The organism is Mesorhizobium marinum (genome assembly GCF_040813675.1).
Lineage (GTDB): Bacteria > Pseudomonadota > Alphaproteobacteria > Rhizobiales > Rhizobiaceae > Mesorhizobium_K > Mesorhizobium_K marinum.
On record NZ_JBFOCI010000006.1, the window covers coordinates 44,765 to 60,671 of the forward strand.

Sequence of the window (15,907 nt, forward strand, 5' to 3'; positions counted from 1 at the left end):
ACAAAGATTGCGTTGTTGCGACCGCACAACGCGCCGACCGGCAGGTTAGCCGGCATAGTCGGCGTCCGTTACATGCTCCAGCCAATCGACGACCTTGCCGTCTTGCACTTCCTGAAGTGCGATATGGGTCATGGCCGTCTTGGCGCTGGCACCATGCCAATGACGTTCACCCGGGGCGAACCAGACAACATCACCCGGACGGACCTCTTCGACCGGGCCACCGTCGCGCTGCACCCGGCCGCGACCTGCGGTGACGATCAGGGTCTGGCCCAGCGGATGCGTGTGCCATGCGGTCCGGGCGCCTGGTTCAAAGGTAACCGTCGCGCCCTGCACCCGGTCAGGAGCGGCAGTGTTGAACAAGGGGTCTATACGCACCTGACCAGTGAACCAGTCGGCGGGGCCTCTTGCGGATGGCGCACTTCCTGCGCGGAAGATTTCCATGGTCGTCTCCTTTCAGGACATAAGGTCTAGGCGGAGAGGGTGCCTACCCTTGACCAGCAGTGGCTCCACCCCGCCCTGGAGTTTGCCGAGCAGGATCAGGTCATCCCGATAGGCATAATCGGAATGGAAGAAGGCGAGATTGCCCCAGCCCCGGAAGTAGCAGAGATCGCCAGGCGCCTCGGCCGTGATCGGCTGCCGCCCGGTCTCGTCCAGGCGACGCGGCAGGTGGGCAAGCTTCTCGTTGTTCGAGAAGTCTTCGATCGTCAGCTCCAAAGGCAGCTGCGAAATCAGGTCGCGCGTGGTGGCGTTGTCCACCAACTCGTAGCTGAAATCCTGATCGGCAAACCGGCAGCGCAGATGCATCGTGCCCCCTTGCGCGGCAGCGCTGCCTGTCGGCGCGGCAATCGCGGCTGATACCCCCACCATGAAGTTGCGCCTGTTCATCGGGTTACTCGTGTTCGAGATTGATCGGCATTGAACCCGCCCAGCGGCGCTTCCCGCCGCCGAGCGCGGCCGCCATCGGCCATTCCGCCGGCAGCGACCGACCATTCTCAGAGCTTGCCGCCGTAGACCGGGAACATGCTCGCGTCCCCGTAGTCCTTGATCGGCTCGATGGTCTTGAGCGTCTCCATGTCTTCCCCGGAGATCTCGAAGTTGAGCTCGGCGTTCGTCTTCATGTGCGCCGGGGTCTTGGTCTTGGGAAGTGCGACCATGCCCAACTGCAGCACGTAGCGAATACAAACCTGCGCGACCGACACGCCATACTTTTTCGCCATCGCGGCGATGACAGGATTGTCGAGGATCTTGCCGTGCGCGATCGGCGAATAGGCTTCGACCAGGATGCCATTGCCTGTCGTGTAGTCGATCAGTTCGAAAGGGGTGTTGCTGATGTGCGCCAGGATCTGATTGACCATCGGCTTGATGCGGGCGTTTGCCAGCAAATTGGCAAGATCTTCCTTCTGGAAATTGGAAACGCCGATGGCGCGAAGCTTGCCAGCCTCGTAGGCTTCTTCCATCGCCTTCCATGCGGCGAGGTTGCCCTCGAAGAAACGGTCCCCGCCGGCGAACTGCCTCCAGGGCTGGGGGCTATGGATGATGAAGAGGTCGACATAGTCGACACCGAGCGTCTTCAGCGATCCTTCGATGGCAGCTTTGGCGCCTTCGTAGTCCTTCACTTCGGCGGCGAGCTTCGTCTGGAGGAAGATATCTTCGCGAGCGACGCCGCTCTGACGGATGCCTTCGCCGACACCATGTTCATTGCCATAGGCCTGCGCGGTGTCGATGTGGCGATAGCCGAGACCGATTGCAGCCTTGACGGCCTCGGCAACGATGCCGTCCTCGATCATCCAGGTGCCAAGGCCTAGCCTCGGTATGCTGACGCCGTTCGCGAGAGTAAGCGTCTCTTGCGTGATCATGTTCTTTGTCCTTCTCAGTTCGCCACCAGACCCCGGCAACCTGCTGGTCCGAGGTCCGGGCCGGATGCTTGGCCAAACATCTAGGGCGTCGGCGCAGAGCTGATAACCATGGGCAAGCTGAAAGGACCCATGAATGCAGTGCATCAATGAGCACGGCATTCTGGTCTCTGGGATGTCGACGCATCTTTGAGAATCGCAGCGTATCGGAATTCACTCTCGATAGCGGAGTGCATCGAGCACAAGGGCGAAGGCCGGCGATGCATGGCGGCGACTGGGGTAGAAGACGTGCAGGCCGGAGAACGGCTCCGACCAGTCCTCCAGCACCGCTACCAGCTCGCCCGTTTCCAAATATGGGGCAACATAGAAGTCCGGCAGCATGCAGATGGCATTGCCGTCCAGAACAGCGGCCAGCATCGGTCCGATGGAGTTGAACACCAACTGCCCCGGCACACGCAGACGGGTCTCGCGCCCGTTCCGTTCAAACTCCCATGCCCAGAGCCCGCCGTGCGAAGGCAGACGAACATTGACGCAATTGTGCGACATCAGGTCCTGTGGGACCTGTGGCCGGCCCCGGCTCTCGAAATATTCGGGGGTGCCTACACACAGCAGCCTGACGTCGGGACCAATGCGCATGGCGATCATGCCGTCCGAGACCCGGTCGCCATATCTGACGCCGGCATCGAATTGATCGGCGGCGATGTCAGCTAGGGCGTAGTCCACCACGATCTCCAGCTTGACGTCCGGATAGGCGCGCAGCATCGGGGCGAGTTTTGGCCAGAGCAGCCCTTCCACCGCAAAATCAGGCGCCGTGAGACGGATCGTGCCGGCCGGCGTATCGCGCAGCGAAGCGATGGCCTTCAACTCCGCCTCGATGTCGGCCAGGCGTGGGGCAAGCGCGGCCAGCAACCGCTCGCCCGCGACAGTGGGAGCGACGCTTCGGGTGGTGCGCGTCAAAAGGCGGAGTCCCAGTCGCTCCTCCAACGCACGGATCGCATGGCTGAGGGCCGATTGGGAGATGCCAAGCTGGCCGGCGGCCCGCGTAAAGCTGCGTTCCCGCGCCACGATCGAGAAGGCAAGAAGATCGTTGATGTTCTCACGCAGGAGGTTGCCCTGTGACATCACTTTCCTCAGAACGGAGCCGGCTGCATCCTATGTCTCAGTTTCATCAATCAGGATGTCATGGCGGCGGCGACTAGAACACCCTGGACTTGCCGGTCGTGATCTAACGCGTCGATATCGCCGTGCCGGACCAGAGACACCAGCCACCAAAGGCGAGCATTGCAAGGAATGTCAGTCCCATCCCCGACGATCGCCCAAGCCCCCATCCGGTGCTGAGTATCTGGGCCGCGTGTACAGCACGTCCGGCGACAAGCGTTGTCCCGAACAACCACAATGCCCAAACAGGCATGCCGTTGATCTCCGCCAGTGCCATTGCAATCAAGGTGGACGGCACGGTTTCTGTGAAATTGCCATGCGTACGCATGCGCCGGATCAATGTCTCGTCGCCACCGTCCAGAAATCGGATATCGGTTTTCAGACGCCGGTAGCCGACAAGAAGCGTTAGGGGAATTTGGGCGAGGACTAGGATACCGGCGATGACCGGTGTTACGATCATCGACATTTCACAATTCCTTCCTGGGTGCGCACCAGAACGCCGCGAGCACCCCACCGGGATCCTGTGCGACCAGGTAGTCGCCGGCGGGTCCCTTGGTTCTTTCCTGGACGATCGTACCTCCGCCCTGCACCGCCTGCTCTCCTGCCCTGTCGAGGTCCTCAACCTCGAAGTAGGGGAGCCATGTCGATGGCGCTTCCGTCGGGAGCAGACCCGCGAACGGCTTGTCTCCGACGGCGAGCATGGCGAATCCAGGCCCGGGTTGAAGGGTATACCCAAGGACATGAGTGAAGAAATTGGCGGTCGCATCCGGCGAAGTCGTGCGGATATCGAGCCAGACAACAGGTGTCGACATGAGATCTCCATACTTGCGTTATGCAAGTGACCATTGTCATAGGCGCTTGCTTTTCGCAAGCAAATAGGGTCGCTTGTCGCGATGAAGATGCCCGATGATTCCTGGTGTGGTTGTCCCATACGCTTTTCGGCCGCCGAGATCGGCGACCGATGGAAGCTTCTGATCCTGCGCGACCTGGCTTTTAAAAAGGCTAGCCGTTTCCGCGATTTTGCGCGGGAGGAGGGTATCTCCACCAACATCCTGACGCGAAAACTTGGCGAGCTGGCGAAAGCAGGGATCATCGAGATCGAGATCGACGACGGTCGTCCCAATCGGCCATCCTACCGACTGACCGCAAAGGGCAGGGGGTTGATCCCGGCACTCATCGAACTGATCGAATGGGCGGCGAAATGGGACGCTGCTACCGAAGTGACGCCGCAAGCGATTGCGCACCTCCGCAAGACTTGGGCTCGGCTATCCTGATGGATCCGGCAGAGCACAAGGTGCATGTTGCCGCGGCGCGCGGTCGTTTCGAGTACCCTTCTCAGGCGATCGGTATCAAACCGCGGGTAACAGTTCGCTGAGATCGAGTGTAGCCGCAACGTATGCTGTTGGGTGCGCCTTTAGAATCCACCAGAATAGCGTTTGCCGCCCGGTGGTCCGCTGCTTGGCCAGTGAGCGGAAAGCCCCTTAAGACGGCATCAATTCGCCGCGCCGTCCGACTGCCAAAAGTCTGGCACATTGGCTGGCCCGCGCGAACTTCGTGCCTAGGTCGGCATTTGTCCGTGGCTGGTCAGCCTCCCACCAGGAACGCCTCGTCCACCGGTATCTGCATGGCGGTCACGAGGTGGTTGGTCTGGCCCGCCATTCCGATCACGGCGAGCAGTTCGGCATGCTGTGCGTCGTTCATGCCGCGCGCCCGCGCGGCGGCGGTGTGGGAATGGATGCAGTAGGAGCAGCTGTTGGCGGTCGAGACGGCGATGTAGATCATCTCGCGGGTCAACGGGTCGAGCGCGCCGTCCACCATCATCACCGCCTTCAGCGATTCCCAGGTGCGCTTGAGGAGCGGCGGGTCGTTGGCGAGCCCGCGCCAGAAATTGTTGACGAAGTCGGATTTCCGGGTCGCGCGGATGTCGTCGAAGACGGCCTTCACCGCCGGAGCGGCATCGACTTCCGCGTCGGTCCAGAGCTTCACCGTGGCCATGATTTCCTCCTTCATACGCCCGTCAGTGGACGGCGGCGTACATGATCTTTTCTTCGGTCGACTCGGTCGGCGAGAATTCCTCGACGATGCGCCCCTGGCGGCAGACGAGGATGCGGTCCGAGAGGTTCATGATCTCCGGCAGATAAGACGAGATGACGACGACCGCCAGCCCCTCGTCGGCAAGCCGGTTGATGAGCTGGTGTATCTCGGCGATAGCGCCGACATCGACTCCGCGCGTCGGCTCGTCGAAGATGACGACGCGCGGCTTCTGCACCAGCCCCTTGCCGATGACCACCTTCTGCTGGTTGCCGCCCGACAGCTCGACAACGCGGGCATTGTCGTTGATTGCGCGGATGGAGAGGTTCTTCGTCCATTCGGCCGACAGCGCGCGCATCTCCTTCAGCCTGATCACGCGGCTCTTCTCCCGCCCCGCGGCCAGCAGGCCGGAGAACAGGTTCTCCGCGATCGACATCGTTTCGAAGAAGCCTTCGCTCTTGCGGTCCTCGGTGACGTATACGACGCCGTCCTTCACCGCCTCGCGCGGCACGTAATAGCGCACCGGCCTGTCGTCGAGCTCGATCGTGCCGCCGCGCAGGAAATCTCGCTTGTAGATGCCGGAGACGACCTTGAAGGTCTCGGTGCGGCCCGAGCCGATCAGACCGAAGACGCCGGTGATCTGGCCCTCGAAGATCGAGAAGGAATTGTTGCGCACGACATTGCTCATCGAGATGTCCTGGACGGACAGCACTTTCTTGCCGGGCCTGCGCAGCTTGGTCTCGTCGCGCTGGCGATAGAGCTCGGCCGAGAGCGTGCGGCCGACCATGGCGGCGATGATCTTCTCGCGGTTGAACCCGGCTGTCGGGCCGGTTGCCACCAGCTCACCGTCGCGCAGCACGGTGATGCGGTCGGAGAGCATCAAGGCCTCCTCCAGCGCGTGGCTGATGAAGACGATGGAGACGCCCCGCGCCTTCAGGCGGCGCACAAGTGCGAAGAAGTGGCGCTTCTCCTCGGGCGTCAAGGTCGCCGTCGGCTCGTCGAAGATGATGATCTCGGCATTGTGGTGGACGGCGTGCGCGATCTCCACCATCTGGCGCTTGGCTGCCCCCAGCGTCTCGACCATCGCGGTTGGGTCGACTGGAAAATTCAGTGACTGCAGGAACTGCTGGGCCGAAATATAGATGCCTCGCAGGCGGTTGAGAAAATTCTCCGAGCCGAGGTAGAGGTTCTGCGCCACCGTCATCGACGGCACAAGGCTGGTCTCCTGGAACACCATGGCAATACCGGCCTGCAGCGCGTCATACGGGGTCGCATAGACAATTTCCCTGTCGCGGTGGAACATCCTGCCAGAGGTCATGTCGACCACGCCGGCGATGATCTTGGTCAGCGTCGACTTGCCGGCACCGTTCTCGCCGAGCAGGGCGTGGATCTCGCCCCGGCGCAGGTCGAAGTTTACGTTCCTCACCGCCGGAACGCCTCGATAGGCTTTGGTAACGCCCTCCAGCCTTACAATTAGATCGTTGTCGCGATTGTCCGCCATGGTCATCGTCCTCCCGCATCAAGGACGAGTACGCAGTCGCCACCCTTCGAGGCGACGAACAGGTCGCCGCCGAGTTCCACCGCGCTGCAGGTGCCGTGGCGCATGCCATTGGCGCGGCTGTGGAGGCTGAAGAGCGGCTGCAAGCTGGCGTCGAGCCGCACCGCCATGCCGTAGGAGCGGCTAGGCGACCAGGGCTTGTGCACACCCATCGTCTTGATACCGCCGCACTGCAGCGGCTCCAGGAAGCTGCGGCCCGAGGAGAGCGAAGGCGCGATCCAGAACTGGCTCGGCACCGTGTCGATCATCTCTTGCCGGTATTGCGTTTCCTGCAGCACAAATTCGATCAGCCGGTTGCGCGGCGCGAAGACTGCAAGCCATGCGCCGCCGTCGGCAGTCGGTGAGAGCCGCGCCGGATAGCCCGGCAGATGGCCAATGACCGTGGAGACGTTACCGGCCGCGTCGATCCGCGCCAGCCGGTGCCGCCAGCTCTCGCTAACGACAATGCCGCCCTCGGAGGGCAGCAGCCCGTAGGGGAAGGCCAGTCCGCCCGCGACCTGCCGCAAGCTCCGGCCGCCAGGCTCGCGCTTCCATACGCTGCCTGAGGAGCCATGACGCATCAGGTCCAACGCCCAATCAGAAGGCGCATGCGCAGACGAGCCGTTGGCAAGCCACAGCGCGCCGTCCGGCCCATAGGCGAGTGCCGTGATGCAGTGGACGGTGGTGGGCAGCGAGGCCTCTGCCTCTCCGAGGAAGAGCCGACCGCTCTCCAGCCCGACGGCGATCTCGCCCCCGGGGGAGACGGCGAGCGTCGTCACCGGGGCGGCGTAGCTCTTCACCGGCGCCGGATCGCTGCCAGGCTTGAGCGCAAACACCGTGTTGCCGCTGCTCGCCAAGAGTTCACCCCTGCTCGCAACAAGATTGTCGGCCTCGGCGAGCTCGGCGAAAAGCCTGGCGTCGTCCAGCCGCGTGTTGGGGCGGAAGGCGCCGTCCAGCGGCGGAATGGTGATCGCCTTGCCACGGAAGATATCGAGGATCGGATCGAGGATCACGCGCTGCCCCCCCAGTAGGAGGACGGCCCGGTCCAGTTCTCGTTCGCGCCGGGAATGCGGTAGCGGCCGACGCGGTTGTTCAGGATGCCGCCGACAAAGAGAAAACCCTTGTGCTCGCGCATCGACGTCACCATCGGATGCGCGGTGCCGGAGAGGTCGCCGAGCGCCTCGACGATGCGACCGGTCTCGTCGAACTTCACCACGCCGCCGGTGTTGATGTTGGGGAACAGCCATTCGTCCTGCGGCAGCCGGCGCGTCATGCGCTTGCGCATGGCGGGGTGGCGGAGCGAGAGGTCGAAGCTCGGCGTGCGCATGCCGAGCCAGGCCATCCAGTAGGTGCCGTCCGAAGCGCGGTTGATGTTGTCGGGATAACCTGGCATGTCCTTGATGACACATTCGGCGCTGCCCGCCTTCGGCCCCTCCATCCAGTAGCGGTGAACGCGGCATGCCCAGCTCTCGGCGACGAACAGCGACTTGCCGTCGTGGGCGATGCAGACGCCGTTGAGATAGCGGTAGCCGTCGAGCAGCGTCTTCGTCGAACCGTCCTTCGGGTCGTAGACAAGCAGACGGCCGGTGGCACGGTTCTCGATCGAATCCAGCGCCCAGTCGTGCGCGTCGTAGCGCTTGGTGGAATCGGTGAAGTAGATGCGGCCGTCCGGCGCGATGTCGCAGTCGTTGGGGTCGCGCAGCCTGGCATCGTCAACTACGGAGGTCCAGGAGCGAGAGGTCTCGTCCGACAGCTTCTTCACCTCGCGCTCCGGCGAAATGGAATAGAGGCCCATCGCGCCGACGCAGCTAATCAGGTTGCCGTCCCTGTCAAAGGCCAGCCCGAGCGGGAAGCCGCCGACATGGGCGAAGACTTCCGAGCGCCGGTAATCAGGTCCGAAGAAGCGAACGATCTCGCCGTGCCGCGTGCCGCAGTACAGATTGTCCGCTCGGTCGAGGATAACGTCTTCCGGCCCTTCGAGCTCGCCGAGGCCGATATGATCCGCCTCCGCCAGCCGGTTGTCGAGCTCGTAGGGCGTAGATGAGCCCGGAACGGCTGACTGTGCCTCGCCCATTTTCAGATACACCGGGGCGACATAGACCTCGTTCAGAACCTTGTGCCTATTCTTCAGCCAGCGGATGTCGATGGTAACGGCGATGGCGAGCATTAGGCCGAGCACCATCTGATTGGTGCCGGTTCCGTAGCCGAGGCGGATCAGCCCGTTGGTCATGACCAGCACGATGATCGCACCCATGATGCCTTTGGCGACTGAGCCGCGCCCACCACCCAGGCTGTTGCCGCCGACGACGGCAGCCGTCAGCGCCAGGATCTCCAGGTTGAGGCCGGTCCCGGGCCCCGCCCCGCTGAGTCGGCAGGCGATCAGGAAGCCGGCAAGGGACGCGCAGAAGCCCGAGAATACGTAGGTGAAGAAGACCGTGCGTCGCACCTGGATGCCTGCATTGTGCGACGAGCGGCGCGACCCGCCGACGGCGAGCACGTGCCAGCCCGGACGCGAGCGCGTCAGCGCGATATGCGTCATGAGGGCGACCACGACCGCCGTGATGACCGGCACCGAGAAGCCGTGGACGCTGCCGTCGCCGATGAAGTCCCAGACGTCGGATGAGGCCATCGAGGTCTGGATGTCGGCGCCGTAGTTCACCACCAGTATGTCGAAGACCGCGCGGCCGATGATGAAGGTGACGAGCGTCGTCAGGAATGCGCGCAGGCGCAGGAAGCCGACGAGATAGCCGTTGATCGCGCCGCAGAAGACGCCGGTGGCGAGCGCCGCAAGGAGCGCCATCCACACCGGCTGCTCGAAGATGAAGAAGACCGAAACCGCGGCGAAGCAGGAAAGCGCGAAGATCGAGCCGACGGAAAGATCGATGCCACCGCCGAGCATGACGACGGTGAGGCCCGTGACCACGATCGAAAATTCGCCGAGCTGCCGCGTCGATTCCTGCAGAGAATAGGGCTTGAAGAAGCCGGGGATCGCCGAGCCGAACGACGCCACCGTGATCACCAGCACCAGGAACGGAATGGCATTGTCCGTCCAGCGCTTGGTCAGTATCTCGCCAACGAGGTGATCGGGAATGAAGTTGTAGCGCCAGGCTTGCAGGCGTTCGCGAAAGGACATCAATCGGAATTCCGTCGGCTGTGCCATCGAACGTGGACCGCGAGGGACCGCCCGATGAAGGACGCAAGGCAGAGGGCGTCCGCACGGCCGCCCGACTCATGCAACGGAGATCCGGCCGAGCAGGGCCCGGCCGGAAGCTGCTTACTTGGCGGCGGCCTCAGCCTGCAGCGCCTTCAGGTCCCAGCAGCTGTCGGGCCTGAGGTTCTCCTTCGTCGTCGCCTTCATCAGCGTGTAGATGTAGGGCGAGGCCGTGCCCGGCGCCTGGCCGCTCTGCAACAGGTACTTGATGATGGCGACCATGTTGTGGGTTTCCTGCGCGAGTTCGGTCATCACAACCGCTCCGTAGGTGCCGTCGGCGATGCGGTCGCAATCGGCCGTCTTTTCGCCGCCGCCGGTGGTGACGAGGAAGACCTGGTCCTGCTTGCCGGCGTCGCGGATCGCAGCGGCGGCGCCGGTCGCATCACCATCCCAGAAGTCGATGATGCCGCAGATGTCAGGGTTCTGCTGCAGCATGGTTGTAGTCACGTTGCGCGACGTGGTGGCGTCCCAGTTGGAATCCGGCTTGGCGACAACCTGGAAATCAGGATTCTTGGCCAGCACTTCCATGATGCCGGCATATTGGTAGAGGCTGGTGGCGTTGACCTGGTCGCCCTGCACGAGCCCGATCTTCTTGGAGGAATTTGGGCCGCATCCCTTGACCACCGCCTCGGCTTCGAGGCGTCCGAGATGGGTCCAGTCGCTGCCGACGTAGGCATCGGCGGCGAAATTGGCGGGGTTGTCGATCAGGATCACGTAGATGCCTTCGGACTGCGCCCGCTTCATCAGCTTGGAGTAGGAATTGAGGTCGGGAGACATTACGATCAGCACGTTCGGCTTGGTGTCCGACGAGATCACTTCGGTGATCGCCTGCGCGCCGGCTTCGACGCTCCAGTTCGGGTCACGGGTCTCGAAGACGCCGCCGAAGGCGTCGACCTCGCGCTGCAGGATCGCGGCCCATCCCTGTGCGAGGTCGAAGCCCATCGCCATCGGCACCAGCACGATGCGTTTGTCCTTGAGCGCGGCGGCATAGGTGGCGGGAGCTGGATCCTCGGCGGCCTGCGGCGCGGTCGCCATTAGTGAAACGCCAAGTGCAGCGCCCGCCGTAAGCAGGACTCTCCAATATCTTTTCATGTCGTTCCTTCTCCTTTGTGCATACCGAATGGCGGCAGTCGTCAGATGTCCCCCTGCTGCGCCGTCTGCTCGTCGCGTGGGTTGAGCAGCCCATCGATGATGATGGCTGCCAGCAGGATCGTCGACTTGATCAGGTTCTGATAGATCAGCGGAATGTCGATGATGGTCATGGCGTTCAGCATGATGCCGATCAGCGCCGCGCCGAACAGCACGTTGCTTACGCCCCCCTTGCCACCCGAAAGGCCAATGCCGCCAATCACGGCGACCAGCACGATATCGTAGAGCAGCGTCGAATTGACCACGCGGGTGTTGATGGAATGAAGGCTCGCGGCCGTCAGCAACCCGGCCGTGAACGCGATCAGCGCCGAGATCACGTAGCGCAGCACCAGCATCGGTCTGACCGGCATGCCGACATTGCGCGCTGCAACCGGGTTGTCGCCGGCGAAGTACACGTAGCGGCCCCATTTCGTGTAGCGCAGGAACAGGAATATCACGAAAGCAAGAGCGCCGAAGATGAACACCTCGACTGGGATATCGAAATAGCGCACACCACCGAACAGCTCGACCCAATGACCATTGGGAACGGGCACGGCGTCCTGTGAGATGAGCTGCGAGCGCACGTAGCCAAAGACGAAGGAGCCGCTCGCCAGCGTCACGAAAATCGCCGGCACTTCGGCGTAGGCGACCAGGAACCCGTTGAGCAGCCCGATCATTAGCACCCCGGCGAGTACAAGGGACAGCGCCGCGGCATCGGCCATCCCGTCGTTCAGGAGTTGCAAATACCAGGCGACCGACATCGCCATGATCGCGACCGCCGACAGGTCTATGCCGCGGCCGATAATGACGATCGCCATGCCGAGAGCCAGAATGCCCAAAACCGAGACCGAACGGATGATGGAGACGATGTTGTCAGGGGTGAAGAAGCCGGGAAGTGTGGCGGAGGCTACGGCGAAGATCAGCACCGCGATGGCGAGCACGATGTGCTCCTGGCTGAGATTGCCTAACCTCAAACTCCCCAAGGCCATGCCGAACGCACCCCTTCCGACTGAAGCCTACCGCGGGCCAACGCGCAGTCGAAGCCGGTCGTTGCACCGAGCAAACCCCGAACGCACCGTTCGCATGTTCGAACGGTGAAAACCGGAAACGACATTTCCAGTCCGTCTCTTCTGCTGTTCCCCGCAGTCTATGCTGCATTGCAGGAAAGTTAAGTCTGGATGCCGGAGCCTGTCAATGCGCCTTCACAATTGACGTCGAAGCGCTTGTTTGTAAATTTCTCTTCATGTCTCTCGATATTCGGACCCAAGGCAAGGCCGCCAGCCTCAGGACGCTACTCCTGAAAAGCGGCCTCGCGCTCACGCCATCGGAGGAGCGGATCGTGCAGGTGCTGCTCGCCGACTACCCGACGGCCGGGCTTGGCACCGCTACCGGGCTCGCCAAGCGCGCCGGGGTCAGCGACCCGACCGTCGGGCGGTTGGCGGTCAAGCTCGGCTTCGACGGCTATCCGGCGATGCAGGCAAGACTGCTGGCCGAGGTTGAGACGCGGCTGCATTCGCCGCTCCTGATGATGGAGGCAAAGCTGCATGGCGACCTCGCAGAGAGCAGCGAGCCAGCGGCAAGCTATATGCGCTCGGTGATCGCCTGCCTCGACAAGGCGACGCTGACGACACCCGCCGCCACCTACGAGCGGGCAATCCAGCTGGTCGCCAATCCGAGATCGCCGCTTACGCTTGTCGGCGGCCGCTTCAGCCGGCACCTTGCAGGCATGCTGGCGGGCTATCTCACGCAGCTTCGCCCCGGCGTGCGTGATCTCGGCGTGCTTTCGCCGCAGTCCTTCGACGTTTTGATCGACATGGACCGACGCGACGTGCTGATCGTGTTCGACTACCGGCGCTACCAGAACGACGTGATGAACTTTGCCGAGCAAGCGGCGGCCCGTGGAGCGCGCATCCTGCTCTTTACCGACCCCTGGCTTTCGCCGGTCGCCGAGCATGCGGAGGTCACTATCGTCAGCCCGGTGGAAGCGGCCTCGCCCTATGACACGCTGGCCCCGGCGCTTGCGCAAATGGAAGCGTTCGTCGCCCATTTGCTCGCCGCTACCAGCAAGACCACGCGCGCCCGCATCGAGCGGCTTGAGGAGGTGCGCAGCCACAACGCCGTCACCCTCGACCACGACCGGCAGCAACAGGCGAGGCGCAATTTTCCCGGCCCGAAGGCCGGCAATCAGGAGCAGGATACATGAATGCAAAGACGATGAGTCGCGACGCCGCCTACCAGCTTGGCGAGACGGCCCTTCTGCTCGTGGACATGCAGCGCGTCTGGCTGGAGCCGGGCCTCGACCCGGACCATCCCGAACGCGCACCCGATCACTATTTCTACCGTCAGACTGCCTCAGTGACGGTTCCCAACAATGAGCGCCTTCTTGAGGCCGCTCGCGCCGCCGGCATCGAGGTCGTCCATACGATCATTCAGAGCCTGACGGAGGATGGCCGCGACCGCTCGCTCGACCACAAGCTGACGCCGATCCACATCGCACCAAGCCGCCCTGAAGGTCTTCCGCCCAAAAGCCTGGCGCCCGTCGGCGACGAGATCCTGATCCCCAAGACGTCGTCGGGCGTGTTCAATTCAACCAACATCGACTACCTGCTGAAGAATCTCGGCATCCGCTATCTCATCATCACCGGCATCATGACCGACCAGTGCGTGGACATGGCGGTACGCGACGCGGCCGACCGCGGTTACCTCGTGACCTGCGTGACCGACGCCTGCGCCACTGCTTCGCCTGAACGTCACGAGACGGCGCTGAAGGCCTTCGGCGGCTATTGCTGGCTGGCCGACACCGATGCAGTGATCGCGCGCCTGTCGCGCATGAAGGAGGCCGCATGAGCGGTGCTCACCAGAACCTGACGGGCATCGTCACCACGGACATCGCCGCCGTGACGCGAGGGCGCTTTGTCGCCGCCGACCGGTTCGAGAAGTCGCTGGCGACCGGCGTCGGCTGGCTGCAGGCCAACGTTTCGCTGACGCCGTTCAACGTGATCGCCGGCCCCAATCCCTGGGGCTCGTCCGGCGACCTGCGCCTCATCCCGGACGGCGCGAACCGCTTCCGCACTGAGAAGACCGGCGGTGTCACGCCCTTCGACATGGCGCCCGGAAACCTCGTCGAACTCGACGGCTCGCCCTGGTCCTGCTGCACGCGTACGATGCTTTCCGACGCGCTCGCCGCGCTAAAGGCGCGGACCGGGCTTTCGCTGGTCGCCGCATTCGAGCACGAATTCCGGCTGTTCGGCGCGGAACTGCCGCCTTCGCACGTTATGTCCTTCGCCGGGTTGCGGCGGGCGGAAGGGTTCGCCTCGCAGTTGATGGCGGCGCTCGACGAGGCCGGCATCCAGCCAGAGGTCATCATCGCCGAATACGGCATCGACCAGTTCGAGGTGACGCATGCGCCAGCCGAAGGGATCGCCGCCGCCGACCGTGCCGTCGCCGTTCGCGAGATCACTCGCGAACTGGCCCGCAACCTCGGCTGGAGCGCGAGCTTCGCTCCCAAGACCGCCCCGGACGCCGTCGGCAACGGCGTGCATATCCATTTCAGCCTGGTCGGCGCGGACGGCAAGCCGGCGACCTACGACAAGGCCGGGCCAGCTGGTCTGTCGCCGCCCGCAGCGTCCTTCTGCGCCGGAGTGCTGCGTCATTTGACGGCGCTGACCGCGCTGACGGCTTCGAGCGTCTCGTCCTACTACAGACTGAAGCCGCACAGCTGGAGTTCATCCTATACCTGGCTCGGCGACAAGGACCGCGAGGCGACGCTGCGCATATGCCCTACGGTGTCCATCGGCGGACGCGATCCGGCGCCGGGCTTCAACATCGAGTACCGCGCCGCCGACGCCACGGCCAACCCGTACCTGGCGCTCGCGGCGATTGTCCGTGCCGGTCTCGCCGGCATCGAGGGAGGCTTGCCTTGCCCGCCGATCGTCTAGGGCGACCCCTCCGTCATGAGCGACGAGGAACGCCGCCACAACGGCCTCGTTCGCCTGCCGGAGACACTTCCCGCGGCGCTCGATGCGTTGCTGGCGGATCGAGTCGTGACGGGATGGTTCGCGCCGATCTTCATCGAGACCTTTGCCGGCATGAAGGCCGCCGAGATGAAGCATCTCGCCGGCCTCGACGAAACGGCAATCTGCGACCGCTACAGGGCCGCCTATTGAGCCCGGCCGTCCATTCGCAGCCGGAGGCCGACTGGCCGCCCCCGGTCGAGATTCTCAATGAGAGCGGGGCGTCGGATATCGTGCTCATCTGCGAACATGCCTCGAACCATATTCCCGCATCTTTCGAGCGACTCGGATTGGCACCGTCCGAACTCCAACGTCACATAGCGTGGGACATAGGCGCGGCCGAGGTGGCTCGCGAACTGAGCCGGCAGCTCGATGCCATCTGTTTCCTGGGCACCTATTCGCGCCTCATCATCGACCTCAACCGCCCTCTCGACAGCACGACAAGCATTCCCGTCCGCTCGGAGAGCACAGACGTGCCTGGCAATATTGGCATTGCGCCAGAAGACCGGGACCGGCGCGTGTCGCTGATCTTCAACCCGTTCCAGGACCACGTCGCCCGGCATCTGGACGCCCGAACCAGTCAGGGACGGAAGACAAGGCTTGTCGCCATTCATTCCTTCACGCCGGTGTTTCTCGGCGCAAGACGGCCATGGCACGCTGGCGTGCTGTTCAACCGTTCACGGGAATTCGCCCAGAATTTGATCCAGGGCCTGGGCCGGGAAGCGGGGCTTATCGTCGGCGCCAACGTGCCCTACGTCATCGACCGGCAGGAGGACTATGCGGTGCCGGTGCATGGCGAGGATCGCGGGCTGCCCGCGATCCTGATCGAGATCAGGCAGGACTTGATCTCGCCTGACGTTCTCGAGGGCCACAGCCTCTGGGCAACCCGGCTCGCAAGGGCCTTGCGCTCATGATGTTGAACATGTCGCGGGACTAGCTCGCAGGAGCGAACCGCCCTACGCATCAAACCCAGTCA

At 63.4% G+C, this 15,907-nt stretch carries 16 protein-coding genes and 1 pseudogene; 5 read left to right on the forward strand and 12 right to left on the reverse strand.

Translation table 11 applies throughout. From position 1 onward, the window contains the following. Positions 1-45 precede the first annotated feature (45 nt). The 6 genes from ABUE31_RS18010 to ABUE31_RS18035 all read right to left on the reverse strand — a co-directional run bounded on the left by ABUE31_RS18010 (position 46) and on the right by ABUE31_RS18035 (position 3,823). A complete protein-coding gene (locus tag ABUE31_RS18010; protein WP_367725090.1) occupies positions 46-441 on the reverse strand; it encodes a (R)-mandelonitrile lyase in 396 nt (131 codons plus the stop codon). Positions 442-453: 12 nt separating this feature from the next. After that, a complete protein-coding gene (locus ABUE31_RS18015; RefSeq protein WP_367725091.1) occupies positions 454-885 on the reverse strand; it encodes a cyclophilin-like fold protein in 432 nt (143 codons plus the stop codon). 107 nt (positions 886-992) lie between these two features. After that, positions 993-1,856: an aldo/keto reductase gene (locus ABUE31_RS18020; RefSeq protein ID WP_367725092.1), complete on the reverse strand. Its 864-nt coding sequence runs from the start codon at positions 1,854-1,856 to the stop codon at positions 993-995. 210 nt (positions 1,857-2,066) lie between these two features. Beyond that, complete coding sequence (locus ABUE31_RS18025) at positions 2,067-2,975, reverse strand: LysR family transcriptional regulator (RefSeq protein ID WP_367725093.1); 909 nt, start codon at positions 2,973-2,975, stop codon at positions 2,067-2,069. Positions 2,976-3,078: 103 nt separating this feature from the next. Next, positions 3,079-3,477 (reverse strand): MAPEG family protein, encoded by a 399-nt coding sequence (locus tag ABUE31_RS18030; protein ID WP_367725094.1) that lies wholly within the window; start codon positions 3,475-3,477, stop codon positions 3,079-3,081. Position 3,478: 1 nt separating this feature from the next. Beyond that, the gene (locus ABUE31_RS18035; RefSeq protein ID WP_367725095.1) at positions 3,479-3,823 is read right to left on the reverse strand and encodes a VOC family protein; all 345 of its coding nucleotides are present in this window, start codon (positions 3,821-3,823) and stop codon (positions 3,479-3,481) included. An 81-nt stretch (positions 3,824-3,904) separates the two neighbouring features. Between ABUE31_RS18035 and ABUE31_RS18040 the strand changes: the two genes are divergently transcribed. Next, complete coding sequence (locus tag ABUE31_RS18040; RefSeq protein ID WP_367725096.1) at positions 3,905-4,285, forward strand: winged helix-turn-helix transcriptional regulator; 381 nt, start codon at positions 3,905-3,907, stop codon at positions 4,283-4,285. Positions 4,286-4,595: 310 nt separating this feature from the next. Here the strand turns inward: ABUE31_RS18040 and ABUE31_RS18045 are convergent, their stop codons facing one another. The 6 genes from ABUE31_RS18045 to ABUE31_RS18070 form a co-directional block, all read right to left on the reverse strand. Then, positions 4,596-5,006, reverse strand: coding sequence for a carboxymuconolactone decarboxylase family protein (locus ABUE31_RS18045; RefSeq protein WP_367725097.1), 411 nt, complete (start codon positions 5,004-5,006; stop codon positions 4,596-4,598). 22 nt (positions 5,007-5,028) lie between these two features. Next, positions 5,029-6,543, reverse strand: a complete 1,515-nt coding sequence (locus ABUE31_RS18050) for a sugar ABC transporter ATP-binding protein (RefSeq protein WP_367725098.1) — start codon at positions 6,541-6,543, stop codon at positions 5,029-5,031. Positions 6,544-6,545: 2 nt separating this feature from the next. After that, on the reverse strand, positions 6,546-7,592 hold the full coding sequence (locus ABUE31_RS18055; RefSeq protein ID WP_367725099.1) for an NHL repeat-containing protein: 1,047 nt from the start codon (positions 7,590-7,592) through the stop codon (positions 6,546-6,548). After that, complete coding sequence (locus ABUE31_RS18060; RefSeq protein WP_367725100.1) at positions 7,589-9,712, reverse strand: ABC transporter permease; 2,124 nt, start codon at positions 9,710-9,712, stop codon at positions 7,589-7,591. Before ABUE31_RS18060 ends, ABUE31_RS18055 begins: the two co-directional genes overlap by 4 nt. Positions 9,713-9,853: 141 nt before the next feature. After that, a complete protein-coding gene (locus ABUE31_RS18065) occupies positions 9,854-10,825 on the reverse strand; it encodes a sugar ABC transporter substrate-binding protein (RefSeq protein ID WP_367725315.1) in 972 nt (323 codons plus the stop codon). 98 nt (positions 10,826-10,923) lie between these two features. Then, positions 10,924-11,907 (reverse strand): ABC transporter permease, encoded by a 984-nt coding sequence (locus ABUE31_RS18070; protein WP_367725101.1) that lies wholly within the window; start codon positions 11,905-11,907, stop codon positions 10,924-10,926. A gap of 254 nt (positions 11,908-12,161) precedes the next feature. Between ABUE31_RS18070 and ABUE31_RS18075 the strand changes: the two genes are divergently transcribed. From ABUE31_RS18075 to ABUE31_RS18090, 4 genes and pseudogenes are all read left to right on the forward strand, one after another. Beyond that, positions 12,162-13,121 (forward strand): MurR/RpiR family transcriptional regulator, encoded by a 960-nt coding sequence (locus ABUE31_RS18075; RefSeq protein WP_367725102.1) that lies wholly within the window; start codon positions 12,162-12,164, stop codon positions 13,119-13,121. Next, complete coding sequence (locus ABUE31_RS18080) at positions 13,118-13,765, forward strand: cysteine hydrolase family protein (RefSeq protein WP_367725103.1); 648 nt, start codon at positions 13,118-13,120, stop codon at positions 13,763-13,765. The genes ABUE31_RS18075 and ABUE31_RS18080 overlap by 4 nt, the downstream gene beginning before the upstream one ends. After that, a pseudogene (locus ABUE31_RS18085) lies at positions 13,762-15,084 on the forward strand (type I glutamate--ammonia ligase). The gene ABUE31_RS18080 and the pseudogene ABUE31_RS18085 overlap by 4 nt, the downstream one beginning before the upstream one ends. Continuing rightward, positions 15,081-15,845, forward strand: a complete 765-nt coding sequence (locus tag ABUE31_RS18090; RefSeq protein WP_367725104.1) for an N-formylglutamate amidohydrolase — start codon at positions 15,081-15,083, stop codon at positions 15,843-15,845. Before ABUE31_RS18085 ends, ABUE31_RS18090 begins: the two are co-directional and overlap by 4 nt. The last annotated feature ends 62 nt before the right edge of the window (positions 15,846-15,907 follow it).